The following is a 20,721-nucleotide window of genomic DNA, read 5'->3' as shown; positions in this document are numbered from 1 at the left end:
CGATGCTTTCCGGACCCCTAGGCGCAGTACTGCTGTTCCTTGCCGATGGACCGGTACATGCAGTCGCCGTTCTCGATGAGCTGGAGCACCGCGTCGCGGTTGCGGGCGGTCTCGCGTTCGATCACCTCGTCGGGCGGGTAGAAGCCGCCGCCGGAGGAGGAGCGCGGGTACATCTCGAAGGTGTAGGCGAAGATCTTGTGCGCGCCCCACAGGTAGTCGTCGATGGACCCGTCGGTGATGTACAGGTCGCTGGACTGCTCGGGGGTGTAGCCGTTGCTGGCGGCCATCTTGCGGCCGACCGCGGCGAACGCGTCACGGTCGTCCTGGGTCAGCCCGGGGGCGGTGTCGCTGTAGGTGTAGCCGTACGGCCAGAGCACCAGCTCGCTGTACGTGTGGAAGTCGATGCCCGCCGTGATCTGCTGCTTGCCGCCGACGACCCGGGAGCGGACGAAGTCGGAGACGACCTTCACCTCGGGCGCGGACTCGGCGGCCGGGCCGCGGTAGGTCTCGGAGCCGGTGGAGCCGGAGGAGCCGCCGCAGCAGCCCCACTTGAAGTTCCAGTTGCGGTTCATGTCCGTGCCGACGTAGGACGAGCCGGAGTTGGGCTGGCGGTTCTTGCGCCAGCTCCGGTAGGAGCCGGAGGCGATGTCGTACTCGCCGCCGTCCGGGTTGAGGTCCGGCACGATCCAGATCTCGCGGTTGTTCACGGCGCTGGTGACGCGGGGGTCGGAGCCGTATCCGGCGCCGAACTCGCGCAGCAGGTACAGCGCCATCTCGACCGTGAGGTGCTCGCGGGCGTGCTGGTGGTGGGTGAAGAGGATCTCCGGCTCGTTCTCGTCCGTGGCCACGTTGTCGCTGATCTTGATGGCGACGATGTCGCGGCCCTGGTACGACTTGCCGATCACGCGGCGGCTCATGATGTTCGGGTACTGCTGGAGCCGCTGGGAGATCTCCGCGTTCATCTCGGCGTAGTTGTGGTACCGGGCGTCGGCCGAGGGGAAGTCCATGGCGCCGACGGCCTTGCCGCCGGTCCGGTCGGGCGGGGCGGGCAGCGCCTCCAGCCGGTGGCCGAGGGCCCGCAGGGCGCGCGCCTGGGCGGCGTTGGCGCTGACGACGACCTCGTGGTCGCCGGCCTCGTCGATCGAGACGCCGGTGGCGAGCAGGGCGGTGCGCTCGGCGGGGGTGGACGGGCCGTGGATCGCGTACTGCCGGACGACCTCCTCGGCGGTGGCGGCGGAGGCGGCGGGCAGCCGGGTGGGCGGTGCGGTCGCGGTGGCGGCGAACGGCGCCGCGACGGCGAGCGCCAGGAGGGCCGTGAGGGTGGCGGACCTTCTGCCGCGTATGCGCATGCGCATGGTCACTCCTGCGGTGGGGGGTACGGGGCGGGTCTCCCCGTGCGTCGCATCGTGGGCCCGTGGCATGACCGCGTCAAGACCACCTCCGGCCACCCTGCCACGGCCGCGCCCCCTTGCGCGATCACGTGCCCCGCGCTTTGGTGACGTGACGTCGGGTGAACGGAAGGCGGTCCACGCATGGCAGACACGGCGCGGCAGAGAGAGACCGAGGGGACGGAGCCTCCGCTCCGCACGGCGAGCTGGCGCCACATCGGCCCGGGCATCGTCGTGGCCGCGACGGGCGTCGGCGCCGGCGACCTCGTCGCCACGCTCATCGCGGGCAGCAAGTTCGGCTACACCCTCCTGTGGGCGGCCGTCGCCGGCTGCCTCGTCAAGATCTCGCTCGCCGAGGCCGCCGGCCGCTGGCACCTGGCCACCGGACGCACCCTCTTCGACGGCTGGCGCAGCCTCGGCACCTGGACGACCGTCTACTTCGCGGGCTACGTCGCCGTCTGGGGCTTCGTGTACGGCGCGGCCGCCATGTCCTCCAGCGCCCTGCCGCTCCAGGCGCTCTTCCCCGGCGTCATGGACCTGAAGTGGTGGGCGGTCCTGTGCGGGGTGGGCGGGCTGGTGTTCGTCTGGTTCAACCGGTACGCCGTGTTCGAGAAGGTCATGACCCTGCTGGTCGGCGTGATGTTCGTCGTCACCGTGTATTTGGCCGTCCGGGTGACCCCGCACCTGGGGGACGCGGTCGCCGGCCTCGCGCCCGTCCTGCCGGACGGCTCGCTGATCTACACCCTCGGCCTGATCGGCGGCGTCGGCGGCACGATCACGCTCGCCGCGTACGGCTACTGGGTCAACGCCAAGGGCTGGACCGACACCTCGTGGATGCGGGTGATGCGGCTGGACAACCGCGTCGCCTACGTCACCACCGGGATCTTCGTCGTCGCCATGCTCTTCGTCGGCGCCGAACTGCTGCACTCCGCCGGCGTGGCGCTCGCCAAGGGCGACAAGGGGCTGCTGGACCTCGGTGACGTCCTGGCGGACCAGTACGGGACCGTCACGTCGAAGCTGTTCCTGGTGGGCTTCTTCGCCACCTCCATCACCTCCCTCATCGGTGTCTGGCACGGCGTCAGCCTGATGTTCGCCGACTTCGTCGCCCACTTCCGCGCCCGGGGCACCACCACCGGCGAGGAGGTGGCCTCGGGCGCCCGGGAGAAGTCGCTGCCGTTCCGGGCGTACCTGCTGTGGCTGACGTTCCCGCCGATGAGCCTGCTGTTCCTGGACCAGCCGTTCGGCCTGGTCATCGTGTACGGCGTGATCGGCGCCTTCTTCATGCCGTTCCTCGCCCTGACGCTGGTGTGGCTCCTCAACTCCTCCCGCACGCCCCGCGCGTGGCGCAACGGGATGCTGAGCAACGGTGTCCTGGCGGCGGCCGGCGTGCTGTTCCTGGTGCTGTGCGTGCAGCAGGTGCGCGAGCTGCCCTGGTGACGCCCTGACGTGGGGCCGGCGGGGCCGGTTGGCCATACTGGGGGCATGACGACGCCCCCGGGTTTCGGCCCGCCGGTCCCGATACCGCCGCCGTACGGCCCCCCGCCCGTTCCGCCCGGCGGCCCCGCCCCGTACCCGGCGCAGGGTCCGTACGGCGCTCCGGCGCAGGCCCCTCACGGCGCTCCCGCCCCCGTTCCGTACCCGGGTCCGTACGGCGCCCCGGCGCAGGGTCCGTACGGCGCCCCGGCCCCCGCTCCCCACGGTCCGCCGCCGCCCGGCGACGGGCCGGAGTTCGTGGCGCACGACCGGCGCAACTCGGTGATCGTGGACCCGACCGGGGTGTCGCTGGAGATCAACGGCCACACCCTGGACTTCCCGTGGTCCGCCGTCGCCACCGTGCACCACGCGCCCTCCCCGCATGGCGGGGCGGTCCTCATGGTGGCCGTCGCCCACCCCGGCGGCATGCTCTACGAGTGCCGGGTCGACGCGCGCCGCAAGGCCCAGCTCCACCAGTGGCTGGCGGAACTGGGCCCCGTGCTGCACCACTACCTGGCGAACCGGCCGCCGCTCGGCTGAGTGCTACGGCAGGGCGTGGACGTGCGGTCCCACCGCGTTCGACCAGGCGTTGCCGGCCGTGGCGTCCCAGTTGGTCGACCAGGTCATGGCGCCTCGCAGCGCCGGGTAGGTCTTCGACGGCTTGAAGGTGCCGCAGCCGGTGCCGCGCGTCAGGCAGTCCAGCGCGTTCCGCACGACCTGCGGGTCGACGTAGCCGCTGCCGGCGCCGCGCGGTGAGGCGGGCACCCCGAGCCCGACCTGGGAGGCGTCCAGGCCGCCCTCCAGCTGGGTGCAGGCCAGGGCCGTGAGGAAGTCGACCGACCCCTGCGAGTAGACCTTGCCGTCGCAGCCGAGCATGGACCCGCTGTTGTAGTACTGCATGTTGACCACGGTGAGGATGTCCTTCACGGCGAGGGCCGTCTTGAAGTACTCCGTCCCGGTGCTCTGCATGTCGATGGTCTGCGGCGCCATGGTCAGCACCAGACCGGGCCCGGCCTTCGCCGAAAGCTGGCGCAGCGCCTTGGTCAGGTACGTGGAGTTGATGCCGTGCTCCAGGTCGATGTCGACCCCGCTGAAGCCGTACTCCTGCATCAGGGCGTAGGCGCTGCTCGCGAAGGCCGTAGCCGACGCGTCGCTGTTGATGGTGACGTTGCCCTTCTCACCGCCCACCGAGATGATCACGGACTTGCCGGCGGCCTTCTTCGCCGCGATGTCGGCCTTGAAGTCGGCGACCGAGGCGTAGCCGACGCCCGGGTCGAGGGTGAAGGTGATCTGGCCGGGCGTGGCGGTCGAGTCGGCGAACGACACGGCGATGATGTCGTACTGCGCCTGCACGTCCCGCAGCTTCTGCACGGCGGCGCCGTTGTCGAAGTTCTGCCAGTAGCCGGTCAGCGCGTGCTTCGGCACGGCCGGGACGGGGTTGGGCCCGGTGGTGGAGGTCCGGGCGGTGACCGCCGTGGACTTCGCCGACTCGCCGGCCGCGTTGCTCGCGCTGACCTGGAAGCCGTACGAGGTGTTCGCCGCCAGACCGGTCACGGTCGCCGACGTCCCGGTCACCGACTGGACCTTGGTGCCGTCCCGGTAGACGTGGTAGCCGGTGGCGCCGGAGACGGGGCTCCAGCTCAGCGCGACGGACGACGAGGTCACGGCGCCGGCGGTGAGCCCGGCGGGCGGGGCGGGCACCACCGGGTCGGGGTCGCCGCCGCCCCCGCCGTCGGGCCCGAAGACCGAGACGTCGTCGACGTGGTAGGCGGCCTGCCCGTACCAGCCGTGCGTGTAGACGGTCACGGACGTGGTGGCGGCGCCGGTGGTGAAGCGGGTGGTGAGCTGCTTCCAGCCGGCCGAGTCGGGCGTCCAGGTCGAGACGTCGGTCGTCCCGGTGCCGGTCGCGCCGAGGTACGCGTACCCGCCCTGCACCCAGGCGCTGAGCGTGTACGTGGAGTTGGGCCGGACCGCCACGGTCTGCGCGCACCGGGCGTTGTCCTGCCCGCCGGGCGTCGCCTTCAGCGCGGCGGTGCCGCCGTGCACGGGTGAGGAGACGGTAGCGCCGCTGCCGGCCGAACAGGTCCAGTCGGCGAGACCGGACTCGAAGCCGGCGTTCCTGGCGACGTTGACGTCGGCGGCGTACGCGGTGCCGGCCGCCGCTCCGGTCAGGGCCAGCCCGGCGCCCAGGGCCAGGGCCAGGCCTCCACCGAGCAGGCGGTCATGACGTCTGCGGGCGCGGTCGCGGTGCGAGGGGTCCACGTGCTGCCTCCGTGGGGGAGTGGGGAGTCGAGGGAGGTGCTGGGGAACGGTGGCCACCGCTGTTTTCCGTAAAACTGGTCCAGACCAATCGACTTGTCAAGGCCTGTGGAAAGAAACGGGAGTTAACCACTGACGCCTTCGTCCTGATTGGTCACCCGGGGGTCGGCCACGCTTCGCTACCGAGCGGTCGGAAAGCTGTTCTCTGCCCCCTGAGACGTGGCTAAAGTGCGGGCAGGAGTGAGCGTGGAGGAGCAGGCAGAGCAGGTGTCTGCGGCTCGCCGGAAGTCGCCGGCGGCCGGAGCCGAACGGGGAACAGCGTGCCGACCGCAATTGCCGTCACCAGCGCCGATCTGGTGTTGCCACCGACCGACCACCAGACCCCCACAGCGGCCCTGCTGCCGTCCCCCGACGCGCAGCCGCTGGACGCCGCCGTCGCCGACATGCAGGTCATGGTCGAGCAGCACGGCTACGTCATCGCCCTCTACCCCGCCTCCCTCCCCGCCCGCCACCGGCGCCGGCTGCACACCGTCCGCTCCGTCCTGGAGAGCGACCGCATCGCGCTGCTGGAGGTGGACCTCCCGCCGCTCGGCGTCGCCGTCCTCGTACGCCAGCTCCGCCAGCTCTCCGTCTGCGACTTCAGCGCCGGTGTCATCGCCTCGGCCGCCCGGCTGCTGTCCCACTACATCTACGCGGGCGCCCTGCTCAACTCCGTCGCCCGGCTCGACCGCGTCCCCGTCGGCCTCACGTCGCACGCCACGTCCTGGTTACCCGGATCCCAGTTCGGCGTCCTGGCCAATCCGGCGCCCCAGCTCGTCAAACCGGGCACCGGCGACCAGCTCGCCGGCCCCGCCTTCGCCACCCACCTGATGCTGGCCCGGGGCCAGCTCGCGTCCGACTGGGTCACCGAGTCCCTCGCCCCCGACTGGCACGTCCAGGGCGTCGCGGAATGCCCGCTGCCCGCCGAGTCGGCGGCCTGGTGGGGGACGGCGAAGCTCGTCGAATTCGCCGCCTTCCTCCCCGACGTCTCGGTCCTCTACCAGCTCGTCGCGTCCGTGCGGCGGGAGGTCTGCTCCTGGTGCGGAACGGACCTCATAGGGGACCGCTGCGGATTCTGCTCCGCCCCGCTCGTGCCGCCCGAGCACAGCCGGGGCACGGCATGAGCACCCCTCCGACCGCGCGCCCGGCCGCCCGGCCGTGTCCGGGAAGGGCTCCCGGTCCGCTCCCGGCCGCCGCCCCGCGCCCGCGCCCGGCCGCCCGGCCGCCTCCGGGAAGGGCCCCGCGCCCGCGTCCCCGCACGGTCCCACGCCTATGTCTTCCCACGAGGTCGCCCCGCCCATGAATTCCCGTCAGCGCCGCGGTGTCATCCTGCTGCTCCTCTCCATCCTGTGCGCCTTCGGCGCGTTCGCCGGTGTGGTCACGGTGATCAGCGACGTGAATTCCAAGGTCGGCCCGGAAGTCGACGCGTACGAACTGAAAGCCGACGTGGCGGCCTATTCGCCGCTCCAGCCGGGCCAGTTCCGGAGGATAAGGATGCCCGAGCGCTGGCTCTCCGGTAACGCCGTCACCGACCTCTCCCTCGTCAAGGACAGGATCGCCGTCACGGACCTCAAGAAGGGCTCGCTGCTCCAGGAGGACATGATCGCCAGACGGCCCGCGCTGGAGAGCGGCCAGCAGGAGATCGCCATCATGATCGACGCGGCCACCGGGGTGGCCGGGAAGATCACCGCCGGGTCCCTGGTGAACATCTTCGCCACCTTCGACGACGACAACCGGGAGAAGGGCGCCGTCGCCGAGTCCCGCGTCATCGTCGCCAACGCCCGCGTCCTCGACGTCGGCAAGCTCACCCCGCTCGACGGGAAGCGGGACGACAACCGGGGCGTCGGCATCCGCGAGGCGGTGCCGATCACCTTCGCGCTCAGCACCACCGACGCCCAGCGCGTGGCCTACGCCGAGTCGTTCGCCGAGCACGTACGGCTGGCGCTGCTGCCCAGGAACAGCCCCACCGTCCTCCGGCCCGGCGAGGGCAGCTACACGCTCGACGAAGACAAGAACAAGTGAGGGCCGGATGACCACACGCATCCTCCCGGCCGTCGGGGACGCCGACGCCGCCCGATCCATCACCACCCTCCTCGGCCAGCTCCCCGACTCCGAACCGGCTGCCCCGGTCGGCGACTCGACCTCGCTGATCGACACCCTCGCGCGCCTCGCCGCCGAGTCCCTGGACGAACTGCCCGAGGTCGTGCTGGTCCACGAAAGGATCGGGCCCGTCCCGGCGCTCGAACTCATCCGGGAAGTGGCCCTCCGCTTCCCGGCGGTGGGCGTCGTCCTCATCACCGCGGACACCGGTCCCGGCCTCTACTCCGCCGCCATGGACTCCGGCGCCCGCGGGCTGGTCGGCATGCCGCTGTCGTACGAGGAACTCGTCCAGCGCGTCCAGTCCGCGGCCGCCTGGTCCGTGGGGGTCCGGCGCCACCTCGGGCACGCCGGTGCCGGCGACGTGTTCACCGGACCGGGCGGCCGGGTCGTCACTGTGAGCGGCGCCAAGGGCGGGGTTGGCACCACCCTCACCGCGGTGCAGCTCGCCCTCGCCGCCCGGGCCTCCGGCCTGAGCGTCGCGCTGGCCGACCTGGACCTCCAGTCCGGGGACGTCGCCTCCTACCTGGACGTGCAGTTCCGGCGGTCCGTCGTGGACCTCGCGGCCATTCAGGACATATCTCCCCGGGTGCTCCAGGACGCCCTGTACGCCCACCAGTCCGGCATCGCCCTGCTGCTGGCGCCGGGGGAGGGGGAGCGGGGCGAGGACGTCACCGACCGGTCGGTGCGCCAGATCGTCAGCGCGCTGCGCAACCGCTACGAGGTGGTCGTCATCGACTGCGGCACCCAGCTCACCGGCGCCAACGCCGCCGCCATCGAGATGGCCGACACCACGCTGCTGCTCGTCACGCCCGACGTGGTGGCCGTGCGCGCCGCCAGGCGGACGGTACGGATGTGGGACCGGCTCCAGATCCGCAAGGCCGAGGAGACGGTGACGGTGGTCAACCGGCACATCCGCAACAGCGAGATCCAGCCGCCGCTCGTCGAGAAGATCACCGGCACCCGGGTGGCGAGGACCGCCGTACCCGCCAACTTCCGGGAACTCCAGTCGGTCGTCGACGCCGGCCGGATGCAGGACCTGGAGGCCAAGTCGTCCGTCAAGCGGGCGCTGTGGGCACTGGCCGGCGAACTGGGGATCGTCAAGGCACCGGAAGGGGAAGGCAGGCAGGGGAAGCTCCGCGGCGACCGGGGGTCGGTGGGCCTCCGGCGGTCACGCGGCAAGTAGCGGGTCGGATCAGGGGGCGGAGTGGGACATGGAACGCCGTTACGCAGGTGACCGAGGTCAGGTCGCGGTCGAGTTCACCGGCATGGTCCCGGTGGTGCTCGGCACGATCGTCCTGCTCTGGCAGGCCGCGCTCGTCGGGTACGCCTGGTCCCTGGCCGGCAACGCCGCGGACGAGGCGGCCCGGGCCGGGACCGTGGGCGGCGCCGGCGCGTGCGCGGCGGCGGCGCAGGACAGCGTGTCGGGGGCGTGGACGGTCGCGGCGGACTGCGGCGGCGCCGGGGACCTCTACACGGCCTCGGTGAGCGTGAACGTGCCCGTGCTGTTCCCGGGCTTCGACGTCCCCGTACCGGTGAAGGGCAGGGCGGCGGTGGCGAGGGAGGGCGACGGATGAGCGCGTACGCGGGCCCGGGGCGCCGCTCCAGGGACGCCGGCCAGTCCGCCGTCGAGTTCGTCGGCTGGGTCACCGTGCTGCTGATCGCCGCCCTGGCCGCCGTCCAGCTCGGCTTCGTCGCGTACGCCGTGCAGCAGGCGGGCACGGCGTCGAGGGCGGCCGCGCGGGTGGCGTCGCAGGACCCGGCGGCGGACGCGCCGGGCGCGGGACAGGACGCCACCAGCGCGTGGCTCGGCGCGGACGTCACCGTCGGCGGTGGCGGCGACCAGGTCACCGCCACCGCGACCGTCCCCATCCCCTCCGTCATCCCCCTCTTCACCCTCCCCAGCGCGCGGAGGTCCACGACCATGCCCGTCACCACGCCCGCCACCGACTGAGGAGAAGAGAACGACATGAGCTTGCGGGCGCGCATCACCACTCCCGAACCGGCCAACGGCAAGGGCGAGGACAACCACCTCGTCGGCGTCTACCGCGTCAAGCTCCTGGAGGAGATCGACCTCGCGGAGATGTCCGCCCTGGCGGCCGCCGAGCGCCGCGCCCGCCTGGAGCGGGTGCTCGGCCACATCATCAGCCGCGAGGGCCCCGTCCTGTCCTCCACCGAGCGCTCCCAGCTCATCCGGCGGGTCGTCGACGAGGCCCTCGGGCTGGGCATCCTGGAACCGCTCCTGGAGGACGCCTCCATCAGCGAGATCATGGTCAACGGCCCCGAGCAGGTCTTCGTCGAGCGGCGCGGCCGCCTGGAGAAGCTGCCGATGCGGTTCTCCTCCACCGAGCAGCTCATGCAGACCATCGAGCGGATCGTCTCCACCGTCAACCGCCGTGTCGACGAGTCCAACCCCATGGTCGATGCCCGCCTCCCGTCGGGCGAACGCGTCAACGTCGTCATCCCGCCGCTGTCCCTCTCCGGCCCCGTCCTCACCATCCGCCGCTTCCCCCGCGCCTTCACGCTCCAGGAGATGGTGGCCCTCGGATCGCTCGACGAGCACATGGTGATGCTGCTCGCCGGGCTGGTGCGCGCCAAGTTCAACGTGATCGTCTCCGGCGCCACCGGCACGGGCAAGACCACCCTCCTCAACGCGCTGTCCGGCCTCATCCCCGAGGGCGAGCGCATCGTCACCATCGAGGACTCCGCCGAACTCCAGCTCCAGCAGTCCCACGTCATCACCCTCGAAGCGCGGCCGCCCAACGTCGAGGGCAAGGGCCGGGTCACCATCCGCGACCTCGTCCGCAACTCGCTGCGCATGCGCCCCGACCGGATCATCGTCGGCGAGGTCCGCGGCGGCGAGACGCTCGACATGCTCCAGGCCATGTCCACCGGCCACGACGGCTCCCTCGCCACCGTCCACGCCAACAGCGCCGAGGACGCGCTGATGCGCCTCCAGACCCTCGGCTCCATGTCGGAGGTCGAGGTCCCGTTCGTCGCCATCAAGGACCAGATCAACAGCGCGGTCGACGTCATCGTCCAGCTCACCCGGCACGCGGACGGCGCCCGCAAGATCACCGAGATCGCCGTCGTCGACTCCCACGGCCGCGAGGAGTACCGGATCGCGACCGTCTGCCGCTTCGCCGCCCAGCCGATGGCCGCCGACGGAAGGGTGTACGGCCGGTTCGAGTACTTCCCGCTCCCGCGCCGGGTCGCCGAACGCCTCTACCTGAAGAGCGAGGCCATACCGGCCGCGTTCGGCGTGGCCCACACCGACGACCAGCTCGCCCTCCGCCGCGCCACGACCGGCTGACCGCGCCCCACCGGCCCCGGACCGCCCTGCCCGCCCCTGTCCACCCCGACCGCTCCCGCCGCCCCCGCCCGCCTCGACCACCCCCCTGCCGCCCCGTCCCCGCCCCCGACTGGACCGATGGACCCCATGGACAACCTTCCGCTCCTGACGCTCGGCGTCACGCTCCTCGCCTGCGTGCTGGGCGTCGTCGGCGTGCACGTCTACGCGTCCGGCAAGGCACAGCGCCAGGCCCTCGTCGCCCGGATGACCCAGACGGGACAGCTCGCCCTCCCCGGCCGGCGCCGCCGCTTCGTCCGCGTCGACCGGCGCCTGCGCACCACGCGACTGGGCCGTCGCCTCGACCGCGGGATCGCCGCCACCGGCCTGGACGTCACACCCGGCGAGTACGCCGTGTACGCGGTGGCCGCCCTGCTCGGGATCCACTTCACCATCGGCGCCGTCTTCGCCCCGTTCTTCGGCGTCCTCGGCGCGCTCGCCGGACTGTGGGGCGCCGCCGCGTTCCTCAACTGGCAGCGCCAGAAGCGCACCGAGGCGTTCATCAACCAGCTCCCCGAGCTCACCCGCGTCCTCGCCAACGCCACCCAGGCCGGCCTGGCGCTCCGTACCGCCATCGCCATGGCCGCCGAGGAGCTCGACGACCCGGCCGGCGAGGAGCTCCGCAAGGTCGCCGACCAGCTCGCCGTCGGCCACAGCCTCGACGACGCGCTCGGCGACCTCGCCGACCGCCTGCCCTCCCGCGAACTGGTCGTCCTCGTCTCCACCCTCGTCCTGTCCAACCGCGCCGGCGGCCAGGTCGTCACCTCGCTGCGCAACCTCACCAGCACCCTGGAGGAGCGCAAGGAGACCCGCCGCGAAGTCATCACCCTGCTCTCCCAGGTCAAGGTGACCGCCTTCGCCCTGCCCCTGCTGGGCCTCGGCTTCCTGCTGATGATCAACGGCATGGCCCCCGGCGCCCTCGACAGGATGACCGGATCCGCCGTCGGCCAGATCGGCTCCGTCCTCGCCTTCGGCCTGTACACCGCCGGCTTCGTCCTCATCCGCCGCCTCTCCCGCATCCGGGTCTGACCGCACACGAAAGGAGGAGACGTGGGCCTGTTGTACGCGGCCGTCATCGGCCTGTCCGTGTACGGCGTCTTCCACGGCGTCCGCATGTACCGGGCCGACGCCAAGCTCCCCGGCGACCTCGTCCTCGCCCTCGAGGTCGGCGCCACCCGCACCACCGCCGTCGGCTCCGGCATCGACCGGCTCGGCATGCGCTGGGCCCCCGCCGTGCTCGGCATGATGGGCCCCAAGCGCGTCGACGCGCTGCGCCGCCGCCTCGACATGGCCGGCAACCCCGGCGGCATGACCGTCGACCGGTACGCCGCGCGCCGCGCCGTCTACGGCACCCTCGGCGTCCTCGCCGCCCTCGCCATGCTGGCGCGCGGCCAGACCGTCGTCGCCGTGGTCATCCTGGTGTACGGGCTGACCTGGACCGACGTCCTGCTCCGGCTCGCCATCCGGCGCCGCAAGGACGACATCGAGCGCACCCTGCCGGACTTCCTCGACGTGCTCGCCGTCGTCGTCTCCGCCGGCCTCGGCTTCCGCCAGGCCCTGGAGCGCGTCGCCGAGAAGTACTCCGGGCCCTGGGCCGACGAACTGCGCATCACCCTGCGCCAGATGGACATGGGCGTCAGCCGCCGCGACGCCTTCGACCAACTGCGCAAGCGCAACGCCTCCGAGCAGGTCTCCATGTTCGTCACCGCCCTTCAGCAGGGCGAGGAGCTGGGCGCGCCGATCGTCGACACCCTCATCCAGATCGCCAACGACATGCGGCGCACGGACGCGCAGAACGCCCGCCGCACCGCCGCCAAGGCCGTACCCAAGACCACGCTCGTCGTGACGATGGTGATGCTGCCCGCCACCATGATCCTGATCGCCCTGAGCTTCTACTACGGATCCGGCGTCGACTTCGCGGACATCATCGGTGGCTAGGGGCGGGTGACAGGATGCGCGTGAACGAGCCGGAGCCGCCGTCCGGGCCGGAGCCGCCGTCCGGGCGGGAGCCGCTGTCCGGGCGGGAGCCGCTGTCCGGGCCGGAGCCGCCGTCCGGGCGGGTGCGGGAGCCTTCCCTCCCGCTCCAGATCAACGCCCTCCAGGCGCTGTGCCGCCAGGTGTTCGGCTTCCGCATGGCGATGATCGTCCTGGCGTCCCCGTTCGCCCTCGACGGCGCCGCGCCGGGCGTCGGCACCTGGCTCGTCGGCGCCGCCGTCCTCATCACCTTCATGGTCTCGTACGTCGTGCTGCGCGACTGGGAGCGGTTCGGCCGCGTCCTGCTGCGCCACCCCGTCGTCCTGGCGGGCGACACGCTGTTCGGCGCGCTGCTGCTGGCCACCGCGTCCCCCGAGTCGACCCTCGCGTACGTCACCATCTGCACGCCGCTGCTCGCCGGGCTGCTCTACGGCTGGCGCGGCGCCGCGTTCTTCGCCGTGCTCCAGTCGCTGCTGCTGCTCCTGTCGTACGGCGTGAACAGGGAGGTGGCGGTGGAACCCTCCTCCCTGCTGTTCCCCGGCCTGTGCGTGATCGTCGGGGCGGCCGGGTCGACGCTCCGGGGCCTCGTCCTCGACTTCGGCACCGCGAGCCAGGCACTCACCGAGGCGCGGGCCCGCCTCGCCGTCAACGGCGCCGTGGAGGCGGAACGGGCACGGCTGGCCCGGGAGATGCACGACTCGGTCGCCAAGACCCTGCACGGACTGGCCCTCGCGGCCGACGGACTGGCCGCCGGCGCCGGCCACCGGGACCCGGCCACCGTCCGGCTCCAGGCCGAACTCGTCGCCCGCTCGGCCCGCCGCGCCGCCGCCGAGTCCCGGGAACTGCTGGCCGACCTGCGGAGGGAGACGGGCCTCGACGGGGGCGTGGACCTCACCGCCGAGCTGGCCGCCCGCACCGCGGACTTCGCCCGCCGGCAGGGCGTCCGCGCCGCGTACCGCCCCCTGGACGGCCCGCCGGCGCCGCGCGTCCCGCACGCGGTGGCCCGCCAGCTCCTGGCCGTCGCCTCGGAGGCCATGGACAACGCCCACCGGCACGGGATGCCCACGGTCATCGAGGTGACGTCGGGCGTGACCGGCGACGTACTGGTCCTGAGCGTCCACGACGACGGCCGCGGCCTCCCCGCCGGCACGACGCTCGACGCCCTGAAGCGGGCCGGCCACTTCGGCCTCGTCGGCATGGTCGAGCGCGCCGCGTCGATAGGCGCCCGCATCCGCATCGGCCGGGGCGGGGCGGCCAAGGGCACGGAGGTCCGCCTGGAACTGCCGGTACGGGCACTGGAAAAGGAGGGCGCACCACCATGCATGAGCACCTGCGAGTGATCGTCGCCGACGACAACCCCGTCGTCCGGGCGGGCCTGGCCGTCCTGCTGTCCGGCCGCGAGGACATCGAGGTCGCCGCCCAGGCCGCGGACGGCCGCGAGGCCTACGAGGCCGCCGTCCGCCACCGCCCGGACGTCATCCTCCTCGACGTCCGCATGCCCGGCGTCGACGGCATCACGGCCCTGCCCCACCTGGTCCGGCTCGCCCCGGTCCTGATGACCACCTACAGCCGCGAGAGCGACATCGTCCACGAGGCCCTCCGCCTCGGCGCGTGCGGCTACCTCGTCCACGGCGAGTTCACCGCCGACCAGCTCGTCGACGCGGTCCGCGACGCCCGCCTGGGCCGGGCGCACTTCACCCACACGGCCTCGGGAGCCCTGCTGGCCACGGTCCGGGCGCAGTATGCTCCTGCAACGCCGATGCCCTCGGCGCCTCCGTTCGTACGTACGGGATTTGACGAAACGCCTTCGCAGCAGCAAGCGGGTGTGGCACATTCATTACTGAGCCAACGGGAGGTGGAGGTGATGGACCTGATCGCGTCGGGCATGACCAATCAGCAGATCGCCGCCACGTGCTTCATCAGCCAGAAGACGGTCAAGAACCACATCAACCGCATCTTCGCCAAGCTCAACGCCGACAACCGGGGCCAGGCCATCGCCATCTGGCACGGCCTGTCCCACTCCCAGGGGGGACCCACCCATGGCTGACCGCCCCCGTCCCCGCGTTTGGGCCCCCACTTGGGCCCCCAGGCCCATGCCCACCCCACTCCCCCCGCCGTACGTTCGCCCCAACGACCTGTACGAGCCCGGAGGAGACCCTCATGCCGAACCCCATGCTCAAGGCCACGACCAAGGCCAAGGTGTACGTGGGCACCTGGGCCAACACCACCGCCACCGCCCTCAAACGCCGCGGCGACCGGGGCCAGGGAGCGGTGGAGTACGTCGGGATCATCATCCTGGTGGGCGTGATCATCGCGGCGGTGGTGGGGTCGGGCGTGGGCGACACGATCGCCGCCGGACTGCTCGCGCGCGTCACGGCGATCGTCGGTGGTGGCTGACCCCGAGCAGCGGCAAGACGCGTGAGACAGGGCAGGCCTCGCCCCTCTACATCTTCGTAGTGGCGAGCCTGCTCTTTCTCGCGCTCGCGTTCTTCGCGGTCGGCCAGGCAGGGGCGGCCCGTAACGGTGCCCAGTCCGCGGCGGACGCGGCGGCACTCGCGGCGGCCCGTGAGCAACGAGACGCGTTCGAGCTCACCCTCGACGACCTGGGTGACCTGCTGGACGGCGAGCTGATCCCCACACTCGACGGGTGCGGTGCCAGCCACTCCTACGCCGGACAGAACGGGGCGAACGTCGAGGCCTGTGCGCCTCTGGCCGACGGCCGCTGGGGCGCAACGGTGAGCGTGCGGTCGCAAAAAGCGGTGGGCGACACGATCCTGCCGGGCACCGACGACCTGACCGCCGAAGCGACGGCCACGGCGATCGTCGTGCCCCGGTGCAGCTTCGACCCCTCCGAGGACGGCGATTCGCCATCCCCGGGGTCGCTGAACTGCGAGGGTGACGTCCTGGACCTGGACCCGACTGATCTCCCGGACATGTCCGACCTCTTCGAAGTCCGGCTCGCCGAGGACTGACCGCGAAGGAACGCAAAGGAATGGCACTCATGAGTAATCGGTACGGGACGGCGGCTCGCAGAGCCGCGGCCGGAGTGACCGTTGTCGTACTGGCTGGACTCCTGTCTGCCTGCGGCGGTGGTGGCGAGCAGAGCGGTGACGGGAAGAAACCGCCGGAGAACGTGGGCAGCGCCTCCTCGGCGCCTTCCGGCCAGGGGACGCCCAAGGGCGACGACGGGCCCACGGTGCCGGATACCAGTGCCACCTTGGCGACCATCAACGGCAGCAACGGTTTTCAGTTCGTCATTCACACCGCTGCCAGAGACCAGGGCGGCTTCATCACCGTGACCGGAAGTCTGAAGAACACGACGTCCAAGATGTTGATCGCACCACCTCAGTGGAGTGGGCAGGAGGTCAACGTGAAGCAGACGGGGCCCTCCCTCGCCGGCATCACGCTCTTGGACAAGACGGAGAAGAAGCGCTACTACGTGCTGCGCGACACGGAGGGGTACCCGCTGACGACCACCGGCGTCACCACGGTGAAGGCCGGTGAGTCCGTGTCGGTGTTCGCCCAGTTCCCCGCGCCTCCCGCGAGCACCACCCAGGTGGACATCCAGATCCCGCAGATGCCCGTCGCAACGATCGAGCTCTCCTGATGCGCACCACCACCCCCTGCACACGCAGGACCCCCGTACGCCGCCGGCCGGCCGCCGCCGTGGTGGCCGCTGTGGTGTTGTTCGCCGGAGCGCAGCTCACCGGGGCTTCCGGGGCGTGGGCCGACGACATTCCGAGTACGCCGCCGGGGACCGAGTCGACCCTGCCGCCGCCCGAGGTGGACGGGAACTCGCCGAACCTGAAGATGCGGGACGGGGCGACGCTCGCGGCGGCGAAGGTGCTGCCGCTGATCTCGATCGTCGAGTCCGAGGGCGGCGAGGAGCGGCGCGAGGAGACGAGCACGAACCTGAAGTTCGCGCTCCAGGCCGAGGTCCTGTTCGGCAAGGACAGCGCCAAGCTGACGCCCGAGGCCCACTCCCGTATCGCGGCCATCGCCGAGGAGATCAAGAAGCAGAACGCCACCAAGGTGCGGATCTTCGGGTTCACCGACAACCTCGGCTCCTCCGCCCACGGCGACGTGCTGTCCAAGCAGCGTGCGGACGCGGTGCACACGGTGCTGGCCCCGCTCCTCGCCTCCGGCGGGATCACGTACGAGATCCGGGGCTACGGCGAGCAGTACCCGATCGCGGACAACAGCAGCGAGGAGGGCCGCAAGAAGAACCGGCGCGTGGAGGTCTCCTTCCCACGCGGCTGAAGGGCGGGTGTGCCGACGTGCCGTCCGCCGGCCGGGGGCGGGAGATCACCTCCCCGGCCGGTGGCCGACGGCCGTCGGACGACCGGTAGGTCAGTTCTTGACCGGCCACTCCAGCGGCTCCTTGTAGAAGCCCTGGGTGAGTTCCACCGCGGCGGCCTTCTGGCCCTCCGGGATGAGGAACGCGGTGCAGATCTTCTCCGACTGGCCGGCCTTCAGCGTCTTGTCGTCGTCCGTCGGCGGGCAGTCGGGCCACGTGGCGTCACCCATCAGGACCAGCAGGGCCCGGGTGCGGACGCCCTTGTCGGTCCGGACGACCAGGTCGTCGTCCATGTCGCCGACCTGCATGGGCTTACCGCTCTTGTGCGTGAGCGTCGACCACACGTAGACGGGTATTCGCGGGCCGTCCTTCCCGTCGTCCTTCAGGCCGGAGTTGGCCATGTCGGCCTTGGTACCGGTCTGCGCCTTGGTCGGCGTGACCGTGTACTTGGCGCCCGAGGACGCCTTCATGTCGCTTTCCTTCTCCGGGCTCGCCTCACCCAGCCGGAAGGTCCGCTTGCCGTCCTCCGCCGGGCTGGACGCGGCCGAACCCGACCCCGAACCCGACCCCGAACCGGACCCCTTCTTCCCGCCGTTGCAGCCGGACAGGGCCAACGCCAGTGCCAGGGCGCCCACCGTCGCCGGCACGGCGCGAGTCCACGTACGCATGTCTTGCTCACTTCCCCGTTGCATGGTGCTTCCGTTCCGTCACCCCGACCGGTCATGTTGGGCCCTGGGGCCCAAGACCTGGGGCGGGGGATCACCCTAGCGTCGGTCCATGGCCGCGACCGGAGCAAGCTGTGAGGGAGTTGTGCCGCCCCGGCGGCCGATGCCACGGGCGCTGGTGCTCGTACTGGCCCTGGTTTGGGCCGTGTTCGCGGTCACGGTGCTCGGCGCCCTCGGGGTGCTCCTGCTGGCCGCGTCGCTGGACGGCGTGGACGGTGAGCTGATCGGCTGGGTGCTGTACGGGGCCCTGCCCGGTACGGCCGGGTTCCTGGCCGGCCGGCGGGTGCGGACGGGCGGGGTGTGGGTACGGCGCGGGCTGCTCGCCGTCCAGGGCTGGTTCATCGCCGGCGCCCTGGGCAACCTCGCGGACGGCGACGGCCGGGGCGTACCGCAACTGGTCGTCCCCGTCCTCGTCACCGTCCTGCTGTGCCGGGGCCCGTCGCGCTCCTGGTTCCTGCTGCCGGTCCGGGAGCGTGCGGCGCACCGGCCGTTCCGGTGGGCCCGGATGCTCACCTGGCGTACCGAGGGCGGGCAGACGACCACCGAGTACGTCGGGCTCGTGCTGATCGTCGCGGCGATCGTGGGGGCGCTGGTGGTCTCCGGGGTCGGGGCTCAGGTCGCCGGTGGCCTGCGGACGGCGGTGTGCGCGGTCGTCGGCGCCGGCTGCGAGGCGGGCGGCGGCGAGGGCTCGGGGACCGAGGGGTCCGGGACCGAGGGCTCCGGGACCGGGGAGTCCGGCGTCGAGGCCGGGAGCAGGCCCGGCCCGGGGGACGTGGACGCGGACGGGGCCGGCAGCGAGGGCGGGAACGACGGTGAGAGCTGCACCTCCGGGATCGGGGCCTTCCTCTCCTGCGGCGCGCACCAGGTCGGCGGTTTCGTCGAGGGCGTGGCCAAGGACGGTCTCTGGGGGGACGTCACCGGCACGTTCGACACGGTCCTCCACCCGGTCAAGGCCTGGGAGGGCATCAAGGAGTACGGCAGGGGACTCGGCGAGCAGTGGCTGAAGGACACCGGGGACGCGGCTGCCAAGTGGGCGGAGGGCGACCACCTGGGTGCCGTCCTCGACTGGGGCGGGGCGTCCCTGGGGACGGGAGTGACGGTCCTCGACGACGTGTTCCTCGGGGACGACGTCCGGAACATGTGGGGCCGCGGCGATCAAGGGCAGGCCGCCGGCACCGTGCTGTGGAACGTGGGGTCCCTGTTCATCCCCGGCTACGGCGAGGCCAAGCTCGTCGGGAAGCTCGGCAAACTGGGCAAGCTCGGCAAGCTGGGGGTCGTCGGGGACCTGGCCCGCAAGGCGTCCGAGGCGGCTGCCAAGGCCCGCAAGGCCGCCGCGGCCGGGGACGTCGACGCCGCGGAGGCGGCCGCCCGCGAGGCGCGCCGGCATGCCGACGAGGCCGCGGAGGAGGCGGGCCTCACGGGCTGCACGTTCAGCCGGGGTGGCCGCCCCCGTGTTCCGTACTCCGCCGGGACCCCCGGCAGCGACGTCCCCGGCACGACCGCCGGTACCACCGGCACGACCGCCGGCACCACCGGCACGACCGCCGGCATCCCCGGCATCGCCGACACCCCCGGCACCCCCGGCACGGGCACCGCACTCCTCGCCGCCGGCCCGCGCCGCGCCACCGTCCCCGTACGGCTGCTCGCCGAGCCGTGCGGCGAGGGCGACGACCCGGCGAGGACGGAGGCCGCCCGGCAGGCCGACCGCGACGCGGACGCGGCCGAACGGGCCGCGCAGGACGCCGGGAAGAAGAGGAACGGGCCCAAGGAGTGGCCGCCGCCCACGCCCGGCGACCGGAACGACCCGCGCAACTACGGCCCGCCGGAGTGGGCCGCCGGTCTCGACGACCCGGTGCTCGGGGACGCCGACCAGGGGAACGGCGCCTGGCGCAGCCGCGACCGCAACCCCGAACCGACCTGGGCCAACGAGGCGTGGCTGCGCTACCAGGAGCAGATCAGCGGCAGCGTGCGCGGCAAGGAGTACGTCGTACCGCACCCCGAGGCGGGCAGGCGCCCGGTCGAGTTCGACGGCTGGGACGCCGGCCGGCAGACGTTCCTGGAGGCGAAGCTCGGCTACACCGGCTACCTGGCACGGAAGGACGGGAAGCCGGTGGCGCGGCTCACGGAGTCCGGGAAGGCGAGGTTCCTGGAGGAGGCGCGGGGCCAGGTGGCCGCGGCCGGGGGCCGTACCGTCGAATGGCACTTCTCGGACCCGCTGGTCGCCCGGGCGGCCCGGCTGGCGTTCCTCGACGAGGACCTGCCGGTCAAGGTGGTCCACACACCGCAGCAGCGCCCCCTCTCGGGCCCGATGCGTCCCGGCGGGTGACGGCCCGTCCGCCGGGGCCGGTCCCTAGGATGCGGATCGGGAGACGGATACGGATAGGGATGCCGATGCGGAAGAGGGGGGCCACCACGGAGGAGGACGGATCATGAGGCGCGTCGTACGGGGCTTCTGGGGGCCCAGGCCCGAGTCGGAACAGGAGCTGGCGGTCCGCTGGAGCACGTTCCTCGCGCGGCTGCGCGAGACCGACCCGGCCGTCTTCGGCGGCTGGGAGCCGATCGGGGACGCGACCGGCCCCGACGCCCTCGCCGCACACCTCCGGGAACGCAACGCCGGTGACGACTGGTCGGACCGCAAGGGGTACGCCATGGCGCTGTCGACGCCCGCCGCGCAGCCGGTAGGGGTCACCGTCAGCGGCAGCGGGGGAGGGTCCTCCGGCCACCTCGCCATGAGCGTGGTGGTCACCGTCACCGCCCCGGACGACCACCCGCCCCTCCCGTACGCCGCCATCCTCCGCGCCCTCGCCGAGACGTGGGACGTCGACTGGGGCGAGGTGACGGAGACGGAACTCCAGCTCGCCCTGGAGGACGACGGGCGCGAGCCCGGCCAGGCGTGCGTCGGCTGGGCGGCCTACCTGTCCGCGGGGCGCGCCGCGCTCCTCGCACCACCCGGGGGCCTGCCGGGAACGGCGGAGCCGGCCGGGAACGGCGGCCTGCTGCTGGACCTGTCCGGAAGCGTCACGTCCGTCGACGACCTCGTCGCCGTCAACCGGGACGTGCGCGCCACCGGCGCCCTGGAGGCGCTGCCCCGGCCCATGGACAGGGCCAAGCTGTGAAGGC

At 72.4% G+C, this 20,721-nt stretch carries 21 protein-coding genes; 18 read left to right on the top strand and 3 right to left on the bottom strand.

Translation table 11 applies throughout. The annotated features are described in order from the left end of the window. Positions 1-17: 17 nt before the first annotated feature. Positions 18-1,355, bottom strand: coding sequence for a M14 family metallopeptidase (locus ACF068_RS02625; RefSeq protein WP_392272312.1), 1,338 nt, complete (start codon positions 1,353-1,355; stop codon positions 18-20). Between the two features lie 177 nt (positions 1,356-1,532). Between ACF068_RS02625 and ACF068_RS02620 the strand changes: the two genes are divergently transcribed. Continuing rightward, complete coding sequence (locus ACF068_RS02620; RefSeq protein WP_392272311.1) at positions 1,533-2,825, top strand: Nramp family divalent metal transporter; 1,293 nt, start codon at positions 1,533-1,535, stop codon at positions 2,823-2,825. 45 nt (positions 2,826-2,870) lie between these two features. Further along, complete coding sequence (locus ACF068_RS02615) at positions 2,871-3,401, top strand: hypothetical protein (protein ID WP_392272310.1); 531 nt, start codon at positions 2,871-2,873, stop codon at positions 3,399-3,401. A 3-nt stretch (positions 3,402-3,404) separates the two neighbouring features. Here ACF068_RS02615 and ACF068_RS02610 read toward each other — a convergent pair whose 3' ends face one another. Further along, positions 3,405-5,123, bottom strand: a complete 1,719-nt coding sequence (locus ACF068_RS02610; RefSeq protein ID WP_392272309.1) for a chitinase — start codon at positions 5,121-5,123, stop codon at positions 3,405-3,407. A gap of 317 nt (positions 5,124-5,440) precedes the next feature. Here ACF068_RS02610 and ACF068_RS02605 point away from each other — a divergent pair, with 317 nt between their 5' ends. From ACF068_RS02605 to ACF068_RS02540, 14 genes are all read left to right on the top strand, one after another. After that, positions 5,441-6,283 (top strand): hypothetical protein, encoded by an 843-nt coding sequence (locus ACF068_RS02605; protein ID WP_392272308.1) that lies wholly within the window; start codon positions 5,441-5,443, stop codon positions 6,281-6,283. A 175-nt stretch (positions 6,284-6,458) separates the two neighbouring features. After that, on the top strand, positions 6,459-7,181 hold the full coding sequence (cpaB, locus tag ACF068_RS02600) for a Flp pilus assembly protein CpaB (protein WP_392272307.1): 723 nt from the start codon (positions 6,459-6,461) through the stop codon (positions 7,179-7,181). 7 nt (positions 7,182-7,188) lie between these two features. Next, positions 7,189-8,442 (top strand): CpaE family protein, encoded by a 1,254-nt coding sequence (locus ACF068_RS02595; RefSeq protein WP_392272306.1) that lies wholly within the window; start codon positions 7,189-7,191, stop codon positions 8,440-8,442. A gap of 28 nt (positions 8,443-8,470) precedes the next feature. Beyond that, positions 8,471-8,833 (top strand): TadE family protein, encoded by a 363-nt coding sequence (locus ACF068_RS02590; RefSeq protein ID WP_392272305.1) that lies wholly within the window; start codon positions 8,471-8,473, stop codon positions 8,831-8,833. Next, a complete protein-coding gene (locus tag ACF068_RS02585) occupies positions 8,830-9,210 on the top strand; it encodes a TadE family protein (RefSeq protein ID WP_392272304.1) in 381 nt (126 codons plus the stop codon). The genes ACF068_RS02590 and ACF068_RS02585 overlap by 4 nt, the downstream gene beginning before the upstream one ends. A gap of 15 nt (positions 9,211-9,225) precedes the next feature. Further along, a complete protein-coding gene (locus ACF068_RS02580; RefSeq protein WP_392272303.1) occupies positions 9,226-10,569 on the top strand; it encodes a CpaF family protein in 1,344 nt (447 codons plus the stop codon). Between the two features lie 126 nt (positions 10,570-10,695). Beyond that, entirely contained in the window at positions 10,696-11,634 is a 939-nt protein-coding gene (locus tag ACF068_RS02575) for a type II secretion system F family protein (RefSeq protein ID WP_392272302.1), read from the top strand. A 21-nt stretch (positions 11,635-11,655) separates the two neighbouring features. Beyond that, complete coding sequence (locus ACF068_RS02570) at positions 11,656-12,543, top strand: DUF5936 domain-containing protein (protein ID WP_392272301.1); 888 nt, start codon at positions 11,656-11,658, stop codon at positions 12,541-12,543. 20 nt (positions 12,544-12,563) lie between these two features. Then, entirely contained in the window at positions 12,564-13,919 is a 1,356-nt protein-coding gene (locus tag ACF068_RS02565; protein WP_392272300.1) for a sensor histidine kinase, read from the top strand. Beyond that, complete coding sequence (locus tag ACF068_RS02560; RefSeq protein ID WP_392272299.1) at positions 13,898-14,626, top strand: response regulator; 729 nt, start codon at positions 13,898-13,900, stop codon at positions 14,624-14,626. The genes ACF068_RS02565 and ACF068_RS02560 overlap by 22 nt, the downstream gene beginning before the upstream one ends. Before the next feature lie 113 nt (positions 14,627-14,739). Further along, positions 14,740-14,976 (top strand): hypothetical protein, encoded by a 237-nt coding sequence (locus ACF068_RS02555; protein ID WP_392272298.1) that lies wholly within the window; start codon positions 14,740-14,742, stop codon positions 14,974-14,976. Next, positions 14,973-15,551, top strand: coding sequence for a pilus assembly protein TadG-related protein (locus ACF068_RS02550; RefSeq protein ID WP_392272679.1), 579 nt, complete (start codon positions 14,973-14,975; stop codon positions 15,549-15,551). The genes ACF068_RS02555 and ACF068_RS02550 overlap by 4 nt, the downstream gene beginning before the upstream one ends. Before the next feature lie 20 nt (positions 15,552-15,571). Beyond that, positions 15,572-16,186, top strand: a complete 615-nt coding sequence (locus tag ACF068_RS02545) for a hypothetical protein (protein WP_392272297.1) — start codon at positions 15,572-15,574, stop codon at positions 16,184-16,186. Further along, positions 16,186-16,839, top strand: coding sequence for an OmpA family protein (locus ACF068_RS02540; RefSeq protein WP_392272296.1), 654 nt, complete (start codon positions 16,186-16,188; stop codon positions 16,837-16,839). Before ACF068_RS02545 ends, ACF068_RS02540 begins: the two co-directional genes overlap by 1 nt. Positions 16,840-16,929: 90 nt before the next feature. Here ACF068_RS02540 and ACF068_RS02535 read toward each other — a convergent pair whose 3' ends face one another. Next, positions 16,930-17,544: a hypothetical protein gene (locus ACF068_RS02535; protein WP_392272295.1), complete on the bottom strand. Its 615-nt coding sequence runs from the start codon at positions 17,542-17,544 to the stop codon at positions 16,930-16,932. A gap of 109 nt (positions 17,545-17,653) precedes the next feature. On the opposite strand from ACF068_RS02535, the gene ACF068_RS02530 reads away from it, so the two are divergent. Together ACF068_RS02530 and ACF068_RS02525 are read left to right on the top strand one after the other, a co-directional pair. Then, on the top strand, positions 17,654-19,927 hold the full coding sequence (locus tag ACF068_RS02530) for a Tox-REase-5 domain-containing protein (protein WP_392272294.1): 2,274 nt from the start codon (positions 17,654-17,656) through the stop codon (positions 19,925-19,927). Positions 19,928-20,030: 103 nt separating this feature from the next. Next, on the top strand, positions 20,031-20,717 hold the full coding sequence (locus ACF068_RS02525; protein WP_392272293.1) for a hypothetical protein: 687 nt from the start codon (positions 20,031-20,033) through the stop codon (positions 20,715-20,717). The last annotated feature ends 4 nt before the right edge of the window (positions 20,718-20,721 follow it).

Source organism: Streptomyces sp. NPDC016309, assembly GCF_043077235.1.
GTDB lineage: Bacteria > Actinomycetota > Actinomycetes > Streptomycetales > Streptomycetaceae > Streptomyces.
The sequence above is the reverse complement of the archived record's forward strand: the minus strand, read 5'-3'. Positions and strand labels throughout refer to the sequence as shown.

Excerpts from the sequence above, each read along its gene's own strand:
- ACF068_RS02625 (WP_392272312.1), bottom strand. The coding sequence starts at position 1,355 with ATGCGCATGCGCATACGCGGCAGAAGGTCCGCCACCCTCACGGCCCTC.
- ACF068_RS02620 (WP_392272311.1), top strand. The coding sequence starts at position 1,533 with ATGGCAGACACGGCGCGGCAGAGAGAGACCGAGGGGACGGAGCCTCCG.
- ACF068_RS02615 (WP_392272310.1), top strand. The coding sequence starts at position 2,871 with ATGACGACGCCCCCGGGTTTCGGCCCGCCGGTCCCGATACCGCCGCCG.
- cpaB (WP_392272307.1), top strand. The coding sequence starts at position 6,459 with ATGAATTCCCGTCAGCGCCGCGGTGTCATCCTGCTGCTCCTCTCCATC.
- ACF068_RS02595 (WP_392272306.1), top strand. The coding sequence starts at position 7,189 with ATGACCACACGCATCCTCCCGGCCGTCGGGGACGCCGACGCCGCCCGA.
- ACF068_RS02590 (WP_392272305.1), top strand. The coding sequence starts at position 8,471 with ATGGAACGCCGTTACGCAGGTGACCGAGGTCAGGTCGCGGTCGAGTTC.
- ACF068_RS02585 (WP_392272304.1), top strand. The coding sequence starts at position 8,830 with ATGAGCGCGTACGCGGGCCCGGGGCGCCGCTCCAGGGACGCCGGCCAG.
- ACF068_RS02580 (WP_392272303.1), top strand. The coding sequence starts at position 9,226 with ATGAGCTTGCGGGCGCGCATCACCACTCCCGAACCGGCCAACGGCAAG.
- ACF068_RS02575 (WP_392272302.1), top strand. The coding sequence starts at position 10,696 with ATGGACAACCTTCCGCTCCTGACGCTCGGCGTCACGCTCCTCGCCTGC.
- ACF068_RS02560 (WP_392272299.1), top strand. The coding sequence starts at position 13,898 with ATGCATGAGCACCTGCGAGTGATCGTCGCCGACGACAACCCCGTCGTC.
- ACF068_RS02555 (WP_392272298.1), top strand. The coding sequence starts at position 14,740 with ATGCCGAACCCCATGCTCAAGGCCACGACCAAGGCCAAGGTGTACGTG.
- ACF068_RS02545 (WP_392272297.1), top strand. The coding sequence starts at position 15,572 with ATGGCACTCATGAGTAATCGGTACGGGACGGCGGCTCGCAGAGCCGCG.
- ACF068_RS02540 (WP_392272296.1), top strand. The coding sequence starts at position 16,186 with ATGCGCACCACCACCCCCTGCACACGCAGGACCCCCGTACGCCGCCGG.
- ACF068_RS02535 (WP_392272295.1), bottom strand. The coding sequence starts at position 17,544 with ATGCGTACGTGGACTCGCGCCGTGCCGGCGACGGTGGGCGCCCTGGCA.
- ACF068_RS02530 (WP_392272294.1), top strand. The coding sequence starts at position 17,654 with ATGGCCGCGACCGGAGCAAGCTGTGAGGGAGTTGTGCCGCCCCGGCGG.
- ACF068_RS02525 (WP_392272293.1), top strand. The coding sequence starts at position 20,031 with ATGAGGCGCGTCGTACGGGGCTTCTGGGGGCCCAGGCCCGAGTCGGAA.